The following is a 20,730-nucleotide window of genomic DNA, read 5'->3' on the forward strand; positions in this document are numbered from 1 at the left end:
TGATGGGACGGCAAACCGGCGGCTGGTCATTTGAGCACGCCTGCGAATGGGCCGTTGCACGTTATTTGGGCAGGCCAGTTATTCAAGCAAACGAAGCCCAGGCGGAGGCGGGCGACGGATTGATATCGGACGGTTCTGGATTGCAATGAGATGCTCCAACGCAAAAGCCCCGCATCGCGGGGCGATAACGGGGCTTTTTGGATACTGCGTGGAGCGGCGTGGCGGGTTAGACGTTAAAGCGGAAGTGCATCACGTCGCCATCCTTGACGATGTATTCCTTGCCTTCCAGACGCCACTTGCCGGCTTCCTTGGCGCCCGCTTCGCCCTTGTACTGGATGAAATCCGAGTAGGCGATGACTTCGGCGCGGATGAAGCCTTTTTCGAAGTCAGTGTGGATCACACCGGCGGCTTGCGGTGCGGTGGCACCCACGCGGACGGTCCAGGCGCGCACTTCTTCGACACCGGCGGTGAAGTAGGTCTGCAGGTGGAGCATCTCGTAGCCGGCGCGGATCACGCGGTTCAGGCCAGGCTCTTCCAGGCCCAGGGCCTCGAGGAACATGTCTTTCTCTTCACCGTCGTCCAGCTCGGCGATTTCCGCTTCGATCTTGTTGCAGACCGGAACGACCATGGCGCCTTCTTCCTCGGCAATGGCCTTGACCACGTCCAGGTGCGGGTTGTTCTCGAAACCGTCTTCAGCGACGTTGGCGATGTACATGACCGGTTTGGTGGTCAACAGGTGGAAGCCCTTAATCACCAACTTCTCGTCGGTGCTCATGTTCTTCATCAGGCTGCGTGCAGGCTTGCCTTCGGTGAAGTGGGCGATCAATTGTTCCAGCAGGCCTTTCTGGACGACCGCGTCCTTGTCGCCGCCCTTGGCGTTGCGGGCAACTTTCTGCAGTTGTTTTTCGCAGCTGTCGAGGTCAGCGAAAATCAGTTCCAGGTCGATGATTTCGATGTCGCGTTTCGGGTCGACGCTGTTGGAGACGTGAATCACGTTCTCGTCTTCGAAGCAGCGCACCACGTGGGCGATTGCATCGGTTTCACGGATGTTGGCCAGGAACTTGTTGCCCAGGCCTTCGCCTTTCGACGCGCCAGCCACCAGGCCTGCGATGTCGACGAATTCCATGGTGGTCGGCAGGATGCGCTTGGGGTTGACGATAGCCGCCAAGGCTTCCAGGCGCGGATCGGGCATCGGCACGATGCCGCTGTTCGGCTCGATGGTGCAGAAGGGGAAGTTCTCGGCCGCGATACCGGATTTGGTCAGGGCGTTGAACAGGGTGGACTTGCCGACGTTAGGCAGGCCGACGATGCCGCAATTGAATCCCATGGTGTTTCCCCTCGGATAAGTGTCAGGCCTTCTGGCTGTGCAGGTTTTTCATCGCGCGGTTCCATTCACCGGCGAGGATATCCGGCAGCACGCCGAGGGCAAAGTCGATGCTGGCATCGAGTTTTTCCTGTTCGGCGCGAGGCGCACGACCCAGGACAAAGTTAGAAACCATACTGGCAACGCCCGGGTGGCCGATGCCAAGCCGCAGGCGGTGAAAGGTATTCTGATTACCCAGTTGCGCGATGATGTCGCGCAACCCGTTGTGACCGCCATGGCCGCCGCCTTGCTTGAGCTTGGCAACGCCCGGAGGCAGGTCGAGTTCGTCGTGGGCCACCAGGATTTCTTCAGGCTTGATGCGAAAGAAACCGGCCAATGCCGCCACGGCCTGGCCGCTGCGGTTCATGTAGGTGGTGGGGATCAACAGGCGAACATCCTGACCCTGGTGCGAGAAGCGCCCGGTCAGGCCGAAATACTTGCGATCGGCCGCGAGGCTGACGCCTTGTGCGTGCGCGATGCGCTCAACAAAAAGGGCCCCTGCGTTATGCCGGGTCTGTTCGTATTCAGCGCCTGGATTTCCCAGGCCAACGATCAGTTTAATGGCAGTCACGATAGGGGCCCTTCCTGGAGTGTGGATAACAATGTCGCAATCAGGCGGTGTTGCGACAGTGGACGAAAATGGCGGATTTACCGTTAAGTAAACTTCGCGTTCTCGCCCGCTGTCTCGCTACGTTCCAGTCCGCGATGTTTCCGGTCACTCCGGCGACAGAGTGAAATTACTCTGCAGCGCCTTCTTCAGTGGCTTCTGGAGCAACACGTGGAGCGTGGACGTTGGCAACAGCCTTGTCATCGCCGTGTGCCAGAGCAACAAACTCAACGCCTTTAGGAGCCTTGAGGTCGGACAGGTGAATGATCGTGCCGACTTCGGCGTCAGCCAGGTCGACTTCGATGAATTCAGGCAGGTCTTTCGGCAGGCAGGAAACTTCCAGCTCGGAAGTCACGTGCGAGATCTCGCCGCCTTTCTTGACCGGAGCAGCTTCGTTGATGAAGTGCACTGGAACAACAGCAGTCAGCTTCTGACCGGCAACAACGCGGACGAAGTCAGCGTGCATCACGTGGCCTTTGGCCGGGTGACGCTGCAGGGCTTTGATCACGACGTTTTGCTTGGTGCCGCCAACGTTCAGCTCGATGATGTGGCTGTAGGCCGCTTCGTTTTCGAGCAGTTTGGCAACTTCTTTGGCCAGCATGCTGATGGACTCAGGGGCTTTGTCGCCACCGTAGACTACAGCTGGAACCAGGCTTGCGAGACGACGCAGGCGGCGGCTCGCACCTTTCCCCAGGTCGGAACGCACTTCAGCATTCAGAGTAAAATCGTTCATGTTGTATCTCCAAAATAGCCATGACCGAGTGACGTTTGCGACCAGCGTCAGGCACGGTATGGGCAAAAAAGCCCCGCCCCGACAGGTGATGTCGGGGCGGGGCGCTTTTCGTCAACGAGATGTCCTGGGAAGGGCAGGGCCCTTAGCGGAACATCGCGCTGATCGATTCTTCATTGCTGATGCGGCGAACCGCTTCGGCAACCACCGGTGCGATATCCAGTTGACGGATACGCGCACAGGCTTGTGCTGCAGCGGACAGCGGAATGGTATTGGTCACCACCAGCTCGTCCAGCACGGAATTTTCAATGTTCTCGATTGCCCGACCGGACAGCACAGGGTGTGTGCAGTAGGCAAAGACCTTGGCAGCGCCATGCTCTTTCAGGGCCTTGGCCGCGTGGCACAGGGTGCCGGCGGTATCGACCATGTCATCGACCAGGATACAGGTGCGCCCTTCGACGTCGCCGATGATATGCATCACTTCGGAGTGATTGGCTTTCTCACGGCGTTTGTCGATGATACCCAGATCCACGCCCAGGGATTTGGCAACAGCACGTGCACGCACGACGCCGCCAATGTCCGGGGACACGATCATCAGGTTTTCGAAGCGCTGGTCTTCAATATCATCCACCAGGACGGGGGAGCCGTAGATGTTATCCACGGGAATATCGAAGAAACCCTGAATCTGGTCAGCATGCAGATCAACCGTGAGGACACGGTCGATGCCGACTACGGTGAGCATATCAGCCACGACTTTCGCGCTGATGGCCACACGTGCGGAACGCGGACGGCGATCCTGACGGGCATAACCAAAGTAAGGAATAACAGCAGTGATACGAGTAGCCGAGGAACGGCGGAAGGCATCAGCCATCACGACGAGTTCCATCAGGTTATCGTTGGTCGGAGCGCAAGTCGGCTGAATAATGAAGACGTCTTTACCGCGAACGTTTTCATTGATCTCGGCAGTGATTTCGCCGTCGGAAAATTTACCGACAGAAATGTCACCGAGAGGGATATGCAGCTGACGTACGACACGCCGAGCCAGATCGGGGTTGGCGTTCCCCGTAAAGACCATCATCTTGGACACGCGCAGTACCTGAAGGCTGAGGGTATACCTGGATGAGTATAGGAAAATGGCAGGGGCGGCTGGATTCGAACCAACGCATGGCAGGATCAAAACCTGCTGCCTTACCGCTTGGCGACGCCCCTGTATCTGTTGCTGCGAGTGCCCAGCACTCGATTCCTTTTAGAGCAGCTCTTGCAGCTTGCGATGCAACATCGAAACGTTGCTTCCTTTTGCTACAAACCCTGTAAGGGTCTCTGTAAGAAGGGCCGAGACTTTATCAGCTTCAGCTTTGCTTGGGAAGCCCCCAAACACACAACTTCCAGTTCCGGTGAGTTTTGCTTCGGTAAATTTACCTAACAAATTCAAAGCGTTACGAACATCTGGATAACGCCTTGCTACCACCGGTAAGCAGTCATTTCGACTGTTTCCCTTGGGAACGGGGCGCACTTTAATGGGAGGAGAGTTACGTGTCAACAGTGGATCTGAAAAAATTTCTGCTGTACTTACAGATACTTGCGGCACCAGCACCAAGTACCAGGGTTCCTCGGGTTCCACTGGGGTGAGTTTTTCCCCGACGCCCTCGGCGAAAGCGGCGTGGCCACGCACGAAAACCGGCACGTCGGCGCCCAGCGTCAGGCCCAGGGCAGCCAGGCGATCAATGTCCCAGCCAAGCTGCCACAAATGGTTGAGGCCCAACAAAGTCGTCGCCGCATTCGAGCTGCCGCCACCGATGCCGCCGCCCATGGGCAGGATTTTCTCGATCCAGATATCGATGCCCAGCGTACAACCGGATTGCGCCTGGAGTCGTTTCGCGGCCTTGACGATCAGGTTGCTGTCGTGGGGCACGCCTTCGAACTCGGTGTGCAGATGAATCACGCCGTCGTCGCGCACGGCGAAGGTGATGTCGTCGCCGTAGTCCAGGAACTGGAAGATCGTCTGCAACTCGTGGTAGCCGTCCGGACGACGGCCGAGGATGTGCAGCATCAGGTTGAGCTTGGCCGGGGAGGGCAGGGTCAGGCGTGCAGCGGTCATGTCATTGCCCCAGCTTGCGCGGCTGCCATTGCTTGATCACCAGCGTGACGTCGAGGTCGCTGCCGTGCAACTTGATGCGTTCTGGCAGCCAGTAGCCGTTCTGCTGGGCATAGCTGAGGTATTCGATCTGCCAGTCATCCTGTTCCAGGTTGGACAGGCGGCTGTCGGCATCGAGGGTCAGGCGACTTTTACTGTCCGGCGCTGGCAGCCCGCGGACCCACCAGGTCAGGTGGGAAACCGGCAGTTTCCAGCCCAGTTGCTCTTCCAGCAGCGCTTCGGGGCTCGGGGCCTCGTAGCGTCCCTGATTGGCGACTTCCAGGGAAACCTGGCCCGGCCGGCCAGTCAGGCGGGCCGCGCCGCGCCCCAGTGGGCCCGACAGGCGAATGTCGTAGTAGTCCTGGCGTTGCAGCCAGAACAGCGTGCCGCTGCCCGAGTCTTTCGGGGCGCGGATGCCGATCTTGCCGTCGATCTGCCAGCCGTCGAGGCCGCTCAGTTGTTGCTTGTGCTCGCGCCACTGGGCCTGGTTGCCCTGGCCCTGGACGGATTCACGGGCGCCGAAGCCCGCACAACCGGCGAGCAAGGCAATGAAGCTGAAAACGATGAGATGGCGCAAAAACATAATCTTAAAGGGTCTCGGATCCGGTCAGGCGTTTGATGGTGCTGCGCAAGATAGGGCTGTCCGGCTGATCCTTGAGGAATCGGCTCCAGATCTGCCGGGCTTCGCGTTGTTTGCCGTTGGCCCACAGGACCTCGCCCAGGTGAGCGGCGACTTCCTGGTCGGGAAAGCGCTCCAGGGCCTGGCGCAACAGGCGTTCGGCTTCGTCGAGATTGCCCAGGCGGAAATTCACCCAGCCAAGGCTGTCGAGTACCGCCGGGTCTTCCGGATTGATCTGGTGGGCCTGTTCGATCAGCAGCTTGGCTTCGTCATAGCGGGTGGTGCGATCCGACAAGGTGTAGCCCAGGGCATTGAGGGCCATGGCGTTGTCCGGGTCACGCTGGATGATCAGGCGCAGGTCCTTTTCCATCTGGGCCAGGTCATTGCGTTTTTCCGCCAGCATGGCGCGGGTATACAACAGGTTCAGATCGTCCGGGTACTGCTTCAAGGCTTGCTGCAGTACGTTCCAGGCCTTGTCGCCCTGATTGTTGGCCGACAGGGTTTCGGCTTCGATCAGGTACAACTGGATGCCGTAGTCCGGCTGGGAGTCGCGTTGTACCGCGAGGCGGCTCTGGGCATCGGCGGTCTTGCCATTGCTGATCAGGATATCGGCCTGGCGCAACTGCGCCGGCAGATAGTCGTTGCCCGGGCCGACCTGGGCGTACTCGATCAGTGCGCTCTCGGGGTCGTTGCGTTCCTCGGCGATGCGACCCAGGTTCAAATGGGCCGAGTCGACATGGCTTTCCCGGGCGATCAGGTCCTCCAGATAACCCTTGGCTTCTTCCCAGGCCTTGGCTTCCAGGCAGACCAGCGCCAGGGAATAGCGCAGCTCGTCGTCTTCCGGGTATTGCTGGACCAGGCTGGAGAACTCCACCTTGGCGTCGTCCATGCGGTTGTTTTCCACCAGCATGCGGGCGTAGGTGAGGCGCAGGCGTTTGTCGTCCGGGTACTTCTTGATGCTTTTTTCCAGCAGCGGCAAGGCTTCGTCGCCGCGATTCAAGCCTTGCAGCAGGCGGGCGCGCAGCAGGATCGGCGCCACTTCGCCGGCTTCCGGCGGGTTGTCTTCCAGCAGGGTGAGGGCGCCCTGGGTGTCGCCATCCTGTTGCAGCAGCAGGGCCTTGCCGAAAATCAGCTGGCCGTTATTCGGGTGGCGCTGCAACAGGCGATCGAAGCTTTTCATCAGGCCGTTGCGGGTTTCCTGGTCGGTATCGGCGGCGGACAGCGCCAGGAAGTCGAAATGGGTGTCGCCCTTGCCCAGCAGGACTTTCTCCATATAGACCATGGAGTCGTCGTAGCGCCCGGCCCGGGCCAGTTGCACGGCGGCGGCGCGCTGTGCTTCCAGGTCATCGGGGGCATTCCTGGCCCAGATCAGCGCGGTATCCAGCGCGGGCTGGTCGGCGCCCAGGTATTCGGCAATGCGAAATGCCCGTTCGGAGATGCCCGGGTCCTGGGTATTGATGGCCTGGGTCACGTAGTTGTCCAGCGCAATGTCGAAGCGATTGCGCTGGCCTGCCAGTTCGGCGCTCAACAGGCTGAAGATGGTTTCTTCGCTGAACGAGCCATAGACCTTGGGTTTTTCAGGGGCCTGCACACTGTCTTCGACTGGCGGCGTACCGTCTGTCGAAACGGGGGCCATGGACTGGCAGCCGCTGAGCAAGGCAAGGGCGAGGAGCAACGCGGAAGATCTATTCATATAGGAAGAGGACGACTAACCTGCGGTCGGATCATCATGACACAAGCGTTGGGTCAAACATAACCGCCCCGTCGATTTACAACCCAGGGCAGGGCGATAGAGATCGAGTGGTTGTTCTGAATCTGACGAAGTAGGACAATTGCCGGCTTCACGTCACCATCAGCGACCTTGAATGGCCTTCCTTGCACTCGGTATTAACCACAAGACTGCTTCAGTAGACGTCCGCGAGCGCGTGGCCTTTACGCCTGAGCAGCTGGTTGAGGCCCTGCAGCAGCTCTGCCGACTCACCGACAGCCGCGAAGCTGCGATCCTCTCCACCTGCAATCGCAGTGAGCTTTATATAGAACAGGATCACGTTTCGGCCGATTCAGTGCTGCGCTGGCTGGCCGAATATCACAACCTGAGCCTTGAAGAGCTGCGCGCCAGTGCTTATGTGCACGAAGACGATGCGGCCGTTCGTCACATGATGCGCGTCGCCTCGGGGCTCGACTCGCTGGTGCTGGGCGAGCCGCAGATTCTCGGCCAGATGAAGTCGGCCTACGCCGTGGCCCGCGAGGCTGGCACCGTCGGCCCGCTGCTGGGGCGCTTGTTCCAGGCCACCTTCAATGCCGCCAAGCAGGTGCGCACCGACACCGCCATCGGCGAGAACCCGGTGTCCGTAGCGTTTGCCGCCGTCAGCCTGGCGAAACAGATTTTCAGTGATTTGCAACGCAGCCAGGCGCTGCTGATCGGCGCCGGCGAGACCATCACCTTGGTCGCTCGCCATCTCCACGACCTGGGTGTGAAACGCATCGTCGTTGCCAACCGGACCCTGGAACGGGCCAGCACCCTGGCCGAACAGTTCGGTGCCCATGCGGTGCTGCTGTCGGACATTCCCGCTGAGCTGGTGCACAGCGACATCGTCATCAGTTCCACCGCCAGCCAGTTGCCGATCCTCGGCAAGGGCGCCGTGGAAAGTGCCCTGAAGCTGCGCAAGCACAAGCCGATTTTCATGGTGGACATCGCCGTTCCCCGGGACATCGAGCCAGAAGTCGGCGAGCTGGACGACGTTTACCTCTATAGCGTCGACGACCTGCACGAGGTGGTGGCCGAGAACCTCAAGAGCCGGCAGGGCGCAGCCCAGGCGGCGGAAGAGATGATCGGCGTCGGCGCCGAGGACTTCATGGTGCGCCTGCGCGAGCTGGCGGCGGTGGATGTGCTCAAGGCCTATCGTCAACAGAGCGAACGCCTGCGCGACGAGGAGCTGCAAAAGGCCCAGCGCCTGCTGGCCAACGGCGGCAGTGCCGAAGAGGTGCTGGTGCAACTGGCCCGCGGCCTGACCAACAAGCTGCTCCACGCCCCCAGTGTCCAGCTCAAGAAGCTGACAGCCGAAGGCCGCCTCGATGCGCTGGCCATGGCCCAGGAACTCTTTGCCCTCGGTGAGGGCTCACCGGATAGCTTTTCGGATAAAAAAACGCAATGAAAGCGTCACTGCTCAACAAACTGGACATCCTCCAGGACCGTTTCGAAGAATTGACCGCCTTGCTGGGCGATGGCGAAGTCATTGCCGACCAGAACAAATTCCGCACCTATTCCAAGGAATACGCGGAAGTCGAGCCGATTGTCGCCACCTATAAACAGCTGCTTAAAGTGCAGGGCGACCTCGAAGGCGCCCAGGCGCTGCTCAAGGACAGCGACCCGGACATGCGCGAAATGGCCGTGGAGGAAGTGCGCGAAGCCAAGGAACAGTTGCTCGAACTGGAAAGCAACCTGCAGCGCATGCTGCTGCCCAAGGACCCGAACGACGGGCGCAACGTGTTCCTCGAGATCCGTGCCGGCACCGGCGGCGACGAAGCGGCGATTTTTTCCGGCGACCTGTTCCGCATGTATTCGCGTTATGCCGAGCGTCGCGGTTGGCGGGTGGAGATCCTGTCGGAGAACGAAGGCGAGCACGGCGGCTATAAAGAAGTCATCGCCCGGGTCGAAGGCGACAATGTCTACGGCAAGCTGAAGTTCGAATCCGGCGCCCACCGCGTGCAGCGCGTGCCGGCCACCGAGTCCCAGGGGCGCATCCACACCTCGGCCTGCACCGTGGCGGTATTGCCCGAGCCGGACGAGCAGGAAGCCATCGAGATCAACCCGGCGGACCTGCGGGTCGACACGTACCGTTCCTCCGGCGCGGGCGGCCAGCACGTCAACAAGACCGACTCGGCGATCCGCATCACGCACTTGCCCTCGGGCATCGTGGTCGAGTGCCAGGAAGAGCGTTCCCAGCACAAGAACCGTGCGCGGGCCATGGCCTGGTTGTCGGCCAAGCTCAACGACCAGCAGACCAGCGCCGCTGCCAATGCCATCGCCAGCGAACGCAAATTGCTGGTGGGTTCGGGCGATCGTTCCGAACGGATCCGCACCTACAACTTCGCCCAGGGCCGGGTCACCGACCATCGCGTCAACCTGACCCTGTATTCCCTGGACGAGATCCTGGCCGGTGGTGTCGATGCGGTCATCGAGCCGTTGCTGGCCGAATACCAGGCCGACCAGTTGGCGGCGATTGGCGAGTAAGCACAGGTGAATAAATGACCATCATCGCCAGTCTGTTACGCGCCGCCGAGCTGCCGGATTCGCCCACGCCACGGCTGGATGTCGAGTTGTTGCTGGCCGCTGCCCTGGGCAAGTCCCGCAGCTTCCTGCACACCTGGCCCGAGCGGATCGTGCCCAGCGAGGCGGCGTTGCTGTTCTCCGAATACCTGCGTCGCCGTCGCTCCGGCGAGCCGGTGGCCTACATCCTTGGGCAACAGGGTTTCTGGAAACTCGACCTGGAAGTCGCGCCCCATACGCTGATCCCGCGTCCCGACACCGAACTGCTGGTGGAAACCGCACTGGCCTTGCTGCCCGCGACACCGGCCCGGGTCCTGGACCTGGGCACCGGCAGCGGCGCGATTGCCCTGGCATTGGCCAGTGAGCGTGCGGCCTGGAACGTCACGGCGGTCGACCGGGTGCTGGAGGCCGTGGCCCTGGCCGAACGCAATCGCCAGCGCCTGGACCTGCGTAATGTCACGGTGTTGAGCAGCCACTGGTTCAGCGCCTTGGAGGGCGAGCGTTTCCAGTTGATCATCAGCAACCCGCCGTACATCGCGGCCAGCGATCCGCACCTGGCCGAGGGCGACGTGCGTTTCGAACCGGCCAGTGCCTTGGTGGCCGGGCCGGACGGGCTGGATGATCTGCGCCAGATCGTGGCCCAGGCGCCGGCGCACCTCGAACCGGGCGGCTGGCTGATGCTCGAGCATGGTTACGACCAGGCCGAGGCGGTGCGCGACTTGCTGAGCGCCCAAGGGTTTGTTGACGTCCACAGCCGCAAGGACCTGGGCGGCCATGAGCGTATCAGCCTGGGGTGCCTGCCGTGCTGAACGATCAGGAGCTGTTGCGCTACAGCCGGCAGATTCTGTTGCAGCATGTCGACATCGACGGCCAATTGCGTCTCAAGCAAAGCCGCGTGTTGATCATCGGCCTCGGCGGGCTCGGCGCTCCGGTGGCGTTGTACCTGGCCGCGGCTGGCGTGGGCGAGATGCACCTGGCGGATTTCGACAGCGTCGATCTGACCAACCTGCAACGCCAGGTCATTCACGACACCGACAGCGTCGGCCTGAGCAAGGTCGATTCGGCGATGCGGCGCCTGGGAGCGATCAACCCCGAGGTTCGGTTGGTGCCTCACCGGGCCGCCATGGACGAAGACAGCCTGGCCGCAGCAGTCGCGGCGGTGGATGTGGTGCTCGACTGCTCGGACAATTTCTCGACCCGCGAAGCGGTGAACGCAGCCTGTGTCGCGGCGGGTAAACCGCTGGTCAGCGGCGCGGCGATTCGCCTGGAAGGGCAGTTGTCGGTGTTCGATCCGCGCCGCCCTGAAAGCCCTTGCTACCACTGCCTCTACGGCCACGGTAGCGAAGCCGAGCTGACCTGCAGCGAAGCCGGTGTGATCGGGCCGCTGGTGGGGTTGGTGGGCAGTCTGCAAGCCCTTGAGGCCTTGAAGTTGTTGGTCGGTTTCGGCGAGCCATTGGTGGGGCGACTATTGCTGATCGACGCCCTGGGCACGCGTTTCCGCGAATTGCGGGTCAAGCGCGACCCGGGGTGCAGTGTCTGTGGTGGCTCGCATGAATGACGCACCGGTGGGCGTGCTGGACTCGGGCGTCGGCGGGCTGTCGGTGCTGGGCGAGATCCGTCAGTTGCTGCCCAATGAGTCGCTGCTGTACGTGGCTGACTGTGGGCACATTCCCTACGGCGAGAAGAGCCCGGAATACATCCGACAGCGCAGCACGATCATTGCCGACTTTCTCTTCAGTCAGGGCGCCAAGGCGTTGGTGGTCGCCTGCAACACCGCAACGGTGGCCGCGGTCGCCGATCTGCGACGCGATTTTCCTCGCTGGCCGATCGTCGGCATGGAGCCGGCGGTCAAACCGGCGGCCGCCGCAACCCGCAGCGGTATCGTCGGGGTGCTGGCGACCACCGGCACCTTGCAAAGCGCCAAATTCGCCGCCTTGCTCGACCGTTTCGCCACCGATGTGCGCGTCATCACCCAGCCGTGCCCGGGCCTGGTGGAGTTGATCGAAGCGGGGGACCTGCACAGCCAGGCCCTGCATCAACTGCTGCAACACTACGTCGAGCCGTTGCTTGCAGCCGGTTGCGATACGCTGATCCTGGGCTGCACCCACTACCCATTCCTCAAGCCTTTGCTCAAGGACATGATCCCAAGGCACATCAGCCTGATCGACACCGGCGCCGCCGTGGCCCGGCAACTTCAGCGCCTGTTGGCCGAACGTGGGTGGCTGGCAGAGGGGGCACCCTATGAAACGCAATTCTGGACTAGCGCAGACCCGATACATTTGAGAAAAATCCTACCGCTGCTATGGCATTCGTCTGGCGTTGTGCGAAGCTTCGAACTGTAAGAAAAACGTGAAAATTGTGTGAAACGGGCTGAACTTCTGTTTTACCGCGGATTTCTATAGCTTTGTCTGTTTGTAACTAAACTAACTAAGTCGTTCGCAAAGGATGTTTCTAATGAAGCGCTTATTCTGCTTTGCCGCGTTTGCGGCTGCATTGCTGGGGCACACTTACACCGCTCAGGCGGCGGGTGTGGAGTTTGGGGTTGGACAAACTAGCGACTCGACCATGACCTATCGCCTGGGCATGCAGTTCGACTGGGACAAGAGTTGGCTGCAAAGTGACGTCGGTCGCCTGACTGGCTATTGGAGCGGCGCCTATACCTATTGGGAAGGGGACGAAACGTCCAGCAACCATAGCCTGTCGTTCTCGCCCGTGTTTGTGTATGAATTTTCCGGCCAGAACGTGAAGCCTTACATCGAGGCGGGTGTTGGCGTTGCACTCTTCGCCAACACCGAAGTGGAAAGCAACAAGTTGGGGACGGCCTTCCAGTTCGAGGATCGCATCGGGTTCGGCCTGCGCTTCAATGGCGGACATGAAGTGGGCATTCGCGCCACTCATTACTCCAACGCTGGTATCAAGTCGACCAACGACGGTGTGGAAAGCTACGCGCTGCACTACACGATGCCGCTGTAACACCTGAACAATTGTGGGAGCGAGCTTGCTCGCGATAGCGATAGACCAGCCACCTTGAGTTGTCTGACCTACCGCTATCGCGAGCAAGCTCGCTCCCACAGGTTTTTTCGCTTACCGATACGCCGTCGCAATGCCCTGGCGTTCTTCCAGGCATTCCGGCGCGCCCATCTCGAACTCGCGGCAGATCAGCGGGCGCTTTTCGTAGATGGTGCACATCATGCTGTCGCGATCCAGGGCCGCGCACCAGCCGTCGTCGAGCCGCAGCATCACTTCCCCACCCCAATCGTCCGTATCGATAAAACGCTCCGGGACCCCGGTGTCGGTGATCAGCATCACTTCCAATTGGCAGCAGCACGCCGCGCACGTCGAGCAGGTGACGGCCGGTGCCGGGATTTCATGGAGGGGGATGGTTTTCATGGCGCGCAGTGTAAGGCAATCGGCGGCTCAGGGGCGTCCCTTGATCGGATCGCCGCTTTTGGCCTGGCATGAGTCGATGTCGGCCGGCAGGGTTTCGCTGCATGAAGGCAAGGGCCACAGTGCGCTCATGGACGCGATGGGAAGTGCGACTTCCCGGGGGCGTTCGACCAAGTGCTTCAGCACATGCTGCGCCGCTTCTTCTGGCGACCAGTGGACCGGGAATGGGAAACAATCGTCGGGGCCCAGCGATGGGTCGTCGTAGCCTGGGTGCACCCATGTCACATCCACGCCCGCAGCCGCCAGCTCTGCCCGAGTCGATTCGAACAGATGGCGCATCCCGCTTCCACCCGCTTCGCTGTTCGAGGGCGGCAGATACGTCGCCGGGCTGGCAATACCCACCAGATGCGGTTGGGTTCCGGCGCGCAACAAGGGCATGGCCACTTCGATGCAGAAACTGGCGGCCAGCAGGTTACTGCGCACGATATGCTCGATCAATCTGTGGTCAGTATGCTGTTCGTCAACGTACTCAGTCGTTCCAGCATTGAGGATCACCTGATCCAGGGCACCCCATTGCCGGGTGATCTGTTCACCGATCTCGCGCACGGCCTGGCTGTCGGTCAAATTGCCGGGCACGGTCAGCACTTGTCCTGGATAACGTACCGAAAGGTTTTCGCCCGAGCGGGGCGAGTGCGAGCTGACGGCCAGGTATGCACCTGTCTCGAGTATCGCTTCAGCCAACGAAGCGCCGATTCCGTTGCCGGCCCCGGTGAGCCAATAGCGCCGGGGCAGTCTTGAACCCATTCCGTACTCCTTTCGATTGCATAACGCTGATACACGACTTTCAGTAGAGTTCGTACGATTAGTACGACTATAAGTTATCGGGTAAAGATTGCATCCCGCGGCCCGGCAATTTCATGTCCGCTAATCGCCCACCCCTTCAACGGCTGCGTCCTGTCGCGTCGGCAGGTTTTTGAACGCTGCCAGTGCACGCGCCCTGGATTCGCGCAAATCGACGATCGGTGCCGGATAGTCCACTGCGCCAAACAAGCCGCCCTGGGTATTTGGGTTATGGACCTGTTGTCTGTCCAGGTCGTTCAGTTCAGGTAACCAGTACTTGATGAACAGGCCCTCGCGGTCAAATTTTTCCGACTGGCTCAAAGGGTTGAAGATGCGGAACCACGGTGCCGAGTCGGTGCCGGTGGAGGCGCTCCACTGCCAGCCGCCATTATTGGCAGCCAGGTCGCCGTCGATCAGGTGCTGCATGAAAAAACGCTCGCCTTCACGCCAATCGATCAGCAGGTTCTTGGTCAGGAACATGGCGACCACCATCCGCAAGCGGTTGTGCATCCAGCCGGTTTCCAGCAATTGGCGCATGGCCGCATCGATAATCGGCAGGCCGGTGCGTGCCTGTTTCCAGGCCTCCAGTTCGCCGGGGGCCTTGCGCCACGCCAGCGCCTCGGTTTCCGGGCGAAACGCGCGGTGGCGCGACACACGTGGATAGCCCACGAGAATGTGCTTGTAGAACTCGCGCCAGAGCAATTCATTAATCCAGGTCACGGCGCCGGCACTTCCACTCTCGAACTCACCCCGGTTGGCTTGCAGCGCGGCATGCAGGCACTGACGTGGCGACACCACCCCGGCTACCAGGTAGGCCGAGAGCTGGCTGGTGCCGGGCCGGGCCGGGAAGTCCCGCTCGTGCTGGTAATCGTCGAGGTGCTGGTCGACAAAACTGTCCAGGCGCCGTCGGGCTTCGGTTTCACCGGCGGGCCAGAAGGCGCGCAGTGTTTCGCTGGGCGGGGCGAACCCATCGACGTGCGTCGGCACCGGATCGCGGGCAATGCCGGTGGAGGCCTGCTGGCGCGGTGTGGCGACCAGGCTCGGCAGCGAAAAATGCAGACGGTTGTAGCAGACCTTGCGGAACTGACTGAACACCTGGAAATAATTGCCGGTCTTGGTCAGCACGCTGCCGGGCCTGAACAGCAGTTGGTCGAGGTGACGGTGAAACTCGATGCCCTGATCATTCAACGCACGGGCGACTTCGGTGTCGCGCTGCGTTTCATTCAGGCCGTACTCTTCGTTGACATGCACGGCGGCAACGTTCAGTTCGCGACATAGCTTGAGCAGCACGCGTGGCGCCTGGTGCCAATGCGTTGCCTCGCGAATCAAGAGCGGGATGTTCAATTCGTCCAGGGCCACGCTCAATGCGCCGAGGTTGCGCAGCCAGAAATCGATCTTGCACGGTGCGTCGTCATGGGCACGCCATTGTTCGGGGCTGGTCAGGTACACCGCCACGCATGGCCCTTGGGCTGCGGCCGCCGCGAGGGCGGTGTTGTCGTGCAGGCGCAAGTCGCTGCGCAGCCAGATCAGTTGCATGCTGTTTTCCATCTAAAGGAGTTCTCTGCGGCTCAGTTCGCGGTGAGCCGATAGCGGGTCTTCGGCCCAGGACAGGTCAATCATCGAAACGCCTGTGGATAACCGGGCGTGGTGGATCGACGCGGCCGGGCCGGCAATGATGATCGGGCAATCGATGCCACCCAGCAGCCTGGGCAGTTGGGACAGGTTGATGGCGTGACTGGAATACAACAGGACGCCGCGAGCCTTGAGACGTTCGACCGCCAGGGCCAACTCCCCCGCCGGTAGCGGGCTGTCGAGCACCTCCACCGGGCAATCGGCGCTGCTGGCCAGCCAGGCGGTGAGCCACAGGTGCGGCTCCTGGGGCAAGTCCGAATGATTGACCAGCAACAGTGGCGCACCGCGCAACTGACGGTTGTTGTGGTAGATCCGGCTGCCAAACTTGCTGCGCAGCCACGAGTACAGGAAGACCCGTTCCAGCTGCGCGCCGAACTGGCCTTGCCAGCGCACGTGCAGCTCGGCCAGTAACGGCAAGAGCAATTGCTCGCACACGGTCCAGGGCGGATACAGCGCCATCGCCTGGTTGACCAGGTCATCGATCTGACGCTCGGCCAGTTGCGTCACCGCCAGCGCCAGGGCGTGGCGCTGACGCTGCCAATCGTTCTCCGGTGGCGGCGTGGGGGCTGTCGGCAGCGGCGGTGTGTCCAGCAACGGCTTGATCTTGCTCACCGCGACGCCACGGTCGATCCAAGTGAGGATGCTGCGGATCCGTTGCACATGGTCGGCATTGAACAGGCGATGCCCCTTGGGCGTGCGGTGCGGCACGATCAGGCCGTAACGGCGCTCCCAGGCCCGCAGCGTGACAGCGTTGACACCGGTCTGCCGGGCGACTTCGCGTATGGGTAACCAGCCTTGCGCCAAGGCCTTGGCAAAGTCGGCCCCCAGGTCTTCGCGGGCGCTGGAATCGGGGTCGTTGTTCATCAAATGGCGTTTCGCAAACTGAGGTTTTCCGGGTGCGGCTGCAGGTAGACCTGCTGTGCCAGGTAAGGATCGGGGTGCTGGCGCAGGTGATGCTTGAGCAATGTCAGCGGCACCACCAAGGGCACGATGCCGAGGCGGTACTGCCCGATGAGATGCTGTACCTCCTGCTTGTCGTCGGCGTCGATGGCACGCTTGAGGTAACCGCTCAGGTGTTGCAGCACATTGGTGTGGGTGCGGCGAGTGGCGCATTTCTTCAAGGCGGCCATCAATGCACTGAAGTAGCGTGGACCCAGTTCATTGGGGTCGGCCTTGCCCATGTCACCCAGCAGTTTGCCCAGGGCCTTGTACTGTTCGGGGTTGTGAGCCATGAGCAGGTATTTGTAGCGTGAGTGGAATTCGATCAGGTCGCGCCGGGTCAGGCCCTGGCGGCGCAAGGGTTGCCAGGCGGCATAGGCAAACACCCGGGTCAGGAAGTTCTCCCGCAGCACCGGGTCGTTGAGGCGACCGTCTTCCTCCACCGGCAGATCGGGATGGCGTTCGCAAAAGGCCTGGGCATAGATACCGCGTCCGCCGCCTTCCTGGGGGACACCGTTGTGGTCATAGACCTTGACCCGCTCCAGTCCGCAGGACGGCGATTTCTGCATGAAGATGTAGCCGCAGAGGTCATCCAGTTCCCCGGCCATCTGCTGCCCATAGTCGGCCAATGGCCGGGTCACGTTGAGGTCGCGATTCACCGTACCGAGCGCCTCGGGGTGTTCAGGATTGCCCACCAGGCGAATCGGCTCCCGGGGAATGCCCAGGCCGATGGCGACTTCGGGGCACACCGGCACGAAATCGAAGTAATCGATGAGGGTGCGGCTGCACAACGACGATTGCTTGTGCCCGCCGTTGAAGCGAACTTCGGCACCCATCAGGCAGGCGCTGATGGCGATTCTGGGTTTGGCGATGGCTGCGCTGGGCATGGGCGACCTCTGATGGGTTAATCTTGTACAAATTTATATTTATGTACAATATTTTCATCATAGGTCCGAATGCACACAAGTCAACCGGATTCATCGAGGGGCTGGGCGACGTCAGTGGGTGCCGCGGGCAGGCTGCTGTCTCTTTCGACAGCAGCGAAGAGCGATGGGGGACGCGATCTATTGCAGGCTTGCGTGCAGGCGGCGTGCAGCCTCCTGGCCGCTGAGCCATGCGCCTTCGACCCGGCCGGACAGGCACCAGTCACCGCACACGTACAGCCCCAGGTCGGCATCGGCCAGGGCGCCCCATTCATGGCTGCCGGCGGGGCGGGCATAGAGCCAGCGATGGGCCACGCTGAAGCTCGGTGCGGGCATCGCGCTGTGCAGCAGTTCGGCGAACGCACCGTGCAGGTGTTCGATCACCGCTTCCTTGGACAGGTCGATGTGCTGCCGGCTCCAGTCGCTGGTGGCGTGCAGTACCCAGGTGTCGAGCTTGCTGTCGCGTCCCGGTTTGCTGCGGTTGCGCGCCAGCCAGTCCAGAGGACTGTCTTGTACGAAGCAGCCCTCCATGGGCGTATCCAGCGGGGCTTCGAAGGCCAGGGCCACAGCCCAGGTCGGGTCCATCTTCACGCCGGCCGCCACGGCGGCCAGCTTCGGTACGGCCGCCAGCAATGCGGTGGCCTGGGGCGCGGGCGTGGCGATCACCACGTGGCCGAAGGGGCCGTGGGTGAAACCTTCCGCGTCCTGCAGATGCCAATGCTCCTGGCCGCGGTACACCTCGGTGATCCGGCAGGAAAACTGCACCTGCAGCTTGTCGAGCAAGGCGCGGGTGATGGCGCTCATGCGCGGGGTGCCGACCCAGCGAGTCTGTTCGTCCGGCGATGGGCTCAGTTGCCCATTCTGGAAGTTGTAGAGCTGCGGGTTCCATTCCGCGGCCCAGCCGTTGGCTTGCCAGCGCTGGACCTCGGTGACGAAGCGGCGATCGCGGGCAGTGAAGTACTGCGCGCCCATGTCCAGTGCGCCAGCGTCGCTGCGCTTGCTCGACATGCGTCCGCCACTGCCGTGGCTTTTATCGAAGAGTTGAACGATATGCCCGGCCTCCGTCAGGGCCTGGGCGGCTGAAAGTCCGGCGATGCCGGTGCCGATGATCGCGATAGGTACAGTCATGAGGGCCTCGTTTACCTTTCTGTACAGACTACGCCGTCGTTTAAACCTGTACAATTCGGGTTTTTGGTATAAGTTTTACCGTTCGCGTTTGGACAGGTTGTCCTATTGTTAAACACAGACCCCGTCCGATACGAAAAATCCCTGCTTATAAAAATAGACTAATGGGCCGGGTAAAACGCGATTCGAGGAACATCTCATGCACATATTGCTGACCGGCGGTACTGGTTTGATCGGACGTCAGCTCTGCCGTCTCTGGTTGCAGCAGGGGCATCGCCTGACGGTATGGAGTCGCCGACCCGAAGAGGTGGCGAAAATCTGCGGGACATCGGTGCGGGGCGTGGCCAAGCTCGACGAAATCCACGAGCCGGTGGACGCGGTGGTCAACCTCGCCGGCGCCCCCATCGCCGACCGTCCCTGGAGCCATAAACGCAAGATGTTGTTGTGGAGCAGCCGTATCACGTTGACGGAAGTTCTGCTGGCGTGGCTGGAACGTTGCGAGCAGAAACCGCAGGTGCTGATTTCCGGTTCCGCGGTGGGCTGGTACGGCGACGGTGGCGAGCGTGAATTGACCGAGGAATCGGGACCGGTGAGCGAAGATTTCGCCAGCCAGTTGTGCATCGCCTGGGAAGAAACCGCGCAACGGGCCGAGGCCTTGGGCCTGCGCGTGGTGTTGGTGCGTACCGGTCTGGTCCTGTCCGCCGAGGGCGGCTTTTTGTCGCGGCTGCTGTTGCCATTCAAGCTGGCGCTGGGCGGGCGTATCGGCAATGGTCGGCAGTGGATGCCGTGGGTTCACATTGACGATCAAATCGCCCTGATTGATTTTCTTCTGCACCGCACCGATGCCAGCGGTCCTTATAATGCGTGCGCGCCGAACCCGGTGCGCAACCGCGATTTTGCCAAGGCCCTGGGGCGAGTATTGCATCGGCCGGCCGTGGTGCCGATGCCGGAGCTTGCGCTGAAGGTCACGCTGGGGGAATTGTCCTTGCTGTTGCTCGGCGGCCAGCGCGCCACGCCGGCCCGATTGCAGGCGGCGGGTTTCACATTCCGATTCACTGATTTGCCTGCGGCCCTGGAAGACTTGTCCAGCCGCCTTTGAAATAGGACGTTGCATGACCGATCACGCGTTGCTTCTGGTGAATCTGGGTTCGCCTGCCTCCACCTCGGTGGCCGATGTGCGCCGCTACCTCAACCAATTCCTGATGGACCCGTATGTCATCGACCTGCCATGGCCGGTGCGGCGTTTGCTGGTGTCGCTGATCCTGATTCGGCGTCCCGAGCAGTCGGCCCACGCCTACGCCTCGATCTGGTGGGAAGAGGGGTCGCCGCTGGTGGTGCTCAGTCGCCGGCTGCAACAGGCCATGATCGCGCAGTGGACCCAGGGCCCGGTGGAGCTGGCGATGCGTTATGGCGAGCCGTCCATTGAGTCGGCGCTGGTACGGCTGGCGAGTCAGGGTCACAAGAAGATCACGTTGGCGCCGTTGTATCCGCAGTTCGCCGACAGCACCGTGACCACGGTGATCGAGGAGGCCAAGCGGGTCGTGCGGGAAAAGAAACTCAATGTGCAGTTTTCGATCCTCCAACCGTTCTACGATCAGCCCGAATACCTCGATGCCCTGGTGACCAGCGCCAAGCCGTACCTGATGCAGGAACACGATCATCTGTTGTTGAGTTTCCACGGCTTGCCGGAACGGCACCTGACCAAGCTCGACCCGACGGGGTTTCATTGCTTCAAGGATGCCGACTGCTGCAAGAACGCGCCGCCGGAGGTCATGGCGACCTGTTACCGCGCGCAATGCATCCGCACTGCCGAACTGTTTGCCCAACGCATGGGGCTGGCGGATGGCAAATGGTCGGTGTCGTTCCAGTCGCGCTTGGGGCGTGCCAAGTGGATCGAACCCTACACCGAGGCGCGCCTGGAGGAACTGGCCCAAAGCGGCGTGAAGAAAGTGCTGGTGATGTGCCCGGCGTTCGTGGCCGACTGCATTGAAACCCTGGAGGAAATCGGCGATCGCGGCCGTGAACAGTTCCGCGCGGCAGGGGGGGAGGAGTTGGTGCTGGTGCCTTGCCTCAATGATGAGCCGCAGTGGGCGCAGGCGTTGAGTACTCTCTGCGAACGGGCTCCGATCGCGTTGTAAGGTTCAAGGGCCTCATCGCGAGC

At 61.4% G+C, this 20,730-nt stretch carries 21 protein-coding genes and 1 tRNA gene; 8 read left to right on the plus strand and 14 right to left on the minus strand.

Annotation, left to right across the window (positions count from 1 at the left end):
* Positions 1–226 precede the first annotated feature (226 nt).
* The 8 genes from ychF to AO356_RS16505 all read right to left on the minus strand — a co-directional run bounded on the left by ychF (position 227) and on the right by AO356_RS16505 (position 7,146).
* Positions 227–1,327, minus strand: coding sequence for a redox-regulated ATPase YchF (gene ychF, locus AO356_RS16470; protein WP_060740647.1), 1,101 nt, complete (start codon positions 1,325–1,327; stop codon positions 227–229).
* Positions 1,328–1,349: 22 nt separating this feature from the next.
* Positions 1,350–1,934 carry an aminoacyl-tRNA hydrolase gene (pth, locus tag AO356_RS16475; protein WP_003185374.1) on the minus strand — a complete coding sequence of 195 codons (585 nt, stop codon included), beginning with the start codon at positions 1,932–1,934 and terminating at the stop codon, positions 1,350–1,352.
* Positions 1,935–2,100: 166 nt separating this feature from the next.
* A complete protein-coding gene (locus tag AO356_RS16480; protein WP_060740648.1) occupies positions 2,101–2,703 on the minus strand; it encodes a 50S ribosomal protein L25/general stress protein Ctc in 603 nt (200 codons plus the stop codon).
* 142 nt (positions 2,704–2,845) lie between these two features.
* Entirely contained in the window at positions 2,846–3,787 is a 942-nt protein-coding gene (locus AO356_RS16485) for a ribose-phosphate pyrophosphokinase (protein ID WP_003171603.1), read from the minus strand.
* 47 nt (positions 3,788–3,834) lie between these two features.
* Positions 3,835–3,909: transfer RNA gene (locus tag AO356_RS16490), tRNA-Gln, on the minus strand.
* A gap of 37 nt (positions 3,910–3,946) precedes the next feature.
* Complete coding sequence (gene ispE / locus AO356_RS16495) at positions 3,947–4,798, minus strand: 4-(cytidine 5'-diphospho)-2-C-methyl-D-erythritol kinase (RefSeq protein ID WP_060740649.1); 852 nt, start codon at positions 4,796–4,798, stop codon at positions 3,947–3,949.
* Position 4,799: 1 nt separating this feature from the next.
* Entirely contained in the window at positions 4,800–5,417 is a 618-nt protein-coding gene (lolB, locus tag AO356_RS16500; RefSeq protein WP_060740650.1) for a lipoprotein insertase outer membrane protein LolB, read from the minus strand.
* Between the two features lie 4 nt (positions 5,418–5,421).
* Positions 5,422–7,146, minus strand: coding sequence for a tetratricopeptide repeat protein (locus AO356_RS16505; RefSeq protein ID WP_060740651.1), 1,725 nt, complete (start codon positions 7,144–7,146; stop codon positions 5,422–5,424).
* Positions 7,147–7,318: 172 nt separating this feature from the next.
* On the opposite strand from AO356_RS16505, the gene hemA reads away from it, so the two are divergent.
* The 6 genes from hemA to AO356_RS16535 all read left to right on the plus strand — a co-directional run bounded on the left by hemA (position 7,319) and on the right by AO356_RS16535 (position 12,696).
* Positions 7,319–8,608, plus strand: coding sequence for a glutamyl-tRNA reductase (gene hemA / locus AO356_RS16510; RefSeq protein WP_060740652.1), 1,290 nt, complete (start codon positions 7,319–7,321; stop codon positions 8,606–8,608).
* Complete coding sequence (gene prfA, locus AO356_RS16515; RefSeq protein ID WP_060740653.1) at positions 8,605–9,687, plus strand: peptide chain release factor 1; 1,083 nt, start codon at positions 8,605–8,607, stop codon at positions 9,685–9,687. Before hemA ends, prfA begins: the two co-directional genes overlap by 4 nt.
* A gap of 14 nt (positions 9,688–9,701) precedes the next feature.
* Positions 9,702–10,532 carry a peptide chain release factor N(5)-glutamine methyltransferase gene (gene prmC / locus AO356_RS16520; RefSeq protein ID WP_060740654.1) on the plus strand — a complete coding sequence of 277 codons (831 nt, stop codon included), beginning with the start codon at positions 9,702–9,704 and terminating at the stop codon, positions 10,530–10,532.
* A complete protein-coding gene (locus AO356_RS16525) occupies positions 10,526–11,281 on the plus strand; it encodes a molybdopterin-synthase adenylyltransferase MoeB (protein ID WP_060743134.1) in 756 nt (251 codons plus the stop codon). The genes prmC and AO356_RS16525 overlap by 7 nt, the downstream gene beginning before the upstream one ends.
* Complete coding sequence (gene murI, locus AO356_RS16530; RefSeq protein ID WP_060740655.1) at positions 11,274–12,065, plus strand: glutamate racemase; 792 nt, start codon at positions 11,274–11,276, stop codon at positions 12,063–12,065. Before AO356_RS16525 ends, murI begins: the two co-directional genes overlap by 8 nt.
* Before the next feature lie 112 nt (positions 12,066–12,177).
* On the plus strand, positions 12,178–12,696 hold the full coding sequence (locus tag AO356_RS16535) for an acyloxyacyl hydrolase (RefSeq protein ID WP_060740656.1): 519 nt from the start codon (positions 12,178–12,180) through the stop codon (positions 12,694–12,696).
* 111 nt (positions 12,697–12,807) lie between these two features.
* Here AO356_RS16535 and AO356_RS16540 read toward each other — a convergent pair whose 3' ends face one another.
* From AO356_RS16540 to AO356_RS16565, 6 genes are all read right to left on the minus strand, one after another.
* A complete protein-coding gene (locus AO356_RS16540; protein ID WP_060740657.1) occupies positions 12,808–13,113 on the minus strand; it encodes a YkgJ family cysteine cluster protein in 306 nt (101 codons plus the stop codon).
* Between the two features lie 27 nt (positions 13,114–13,140).
* Positions 13,141–13,914, minus strand: coding sequence for an SDR family NAD(P)-dependent oxidoreductase (locus tag AO356_RS16545; protein WP_060740658.1), 774 nt, complete (start codon positions 13,912–13,914; stop codon positions 13,141–13,143).
* A gap of 120 nt (positions 13,915–14,034) precedes the next feature.
* Positions 14,035–15,486 carry a deoxyribodipyrimidine photo-lyase gene (gene phrB / locus AO356_RS16550; RefSeq protein WP_060743135.1) on the minus strand — a complete coding sequence of 484 codons (1,452 nt, stop codon included), beginning with the start codon at positions 15,484–15,486 and terminating at the stop codon, positions 14,035–14,037.
* Between the two features lie 12 nt (positions 15,487–15,498).
* The gene (locus AO356_RS16555; protein ID WP_060740659.1) at positions 15,499–16,446 is read right to left on the minus strand and encodes a MerR family transcriptional regulator; all 948 of its coding nucleotides are present in this window, start codon (positions 16,444–16,446) and stop codon (positions 15,499–15,501) included.
* A complete protein-coding gene (locus AO356_RS16560; protein WP_060740660.1) occupies positions 16,446–17,408 on the minus strand; it encodes a YbgA family protein in 963 nt (320 codons plus the stop codon). The genes AO356_RS16555 and AO356_RS16560 overlap by 1 nt, the downstream gene beginning before the upstream one ends.
* A gap of 177 nt (positions 17,409–17,585) precedes the next feature.
* On the minus strand, positions 17,586–18,572 hold the full coding sequence (locus AO356_RS16565) for an NAD(P)/FAD-dependent oxidoreductase (protein WP_060740661.1): 987 nt from the start codon (positions 18,570–18,572) through the stop codon (positions 17,586–17,588).
* Positions 18,573–18,768: 196 nt separating this feature from the next.
* Between AO356_RS16565 and AO356_RS16570 the strand changes: the two genes are divergently transcribed.
* Together AO356_RS16570 and hemH are read left to right on the plus strand one after the other, a co-directional pair.
* Positions 18,769–19,668 (plus strand): TIGR01777 family oxidoreductase, encoded by a 900-nt coding sequence (locus AO356_RS16570; RefSeq protein WP_060740662.1) that lies wholly within the window; start codon positions 18,769–18,771, stop codon positions 19,666–19,668.
* A gap of 13 nt (positions 19,669–19,681) precedes the next feature.
* A complete protein-coding gene (gene hemH / locus AO356_RS16575; protein ID WP_060740663.1) occupies positions 19,682–20,707 on the plus strand; it encodes a ferrochelatase in 1,026 nt (341 codons plus the stop codon).
* Positions 20,708–20,730 lie beyond the last annotated feature (23 nt).

The sequence above is a fragment of the Pseudomonas fluorescens genome, from assembly GCF_001307275.1.
Taxonomy (GTDB): domain Bacteria; phylum Pseudomonadota; class Gammaproteobacteria; order Pseudomonadales; family Pseudomonadaceae; genus Aquipseudomonas; species Aquipseudomonas fluorescens_AA.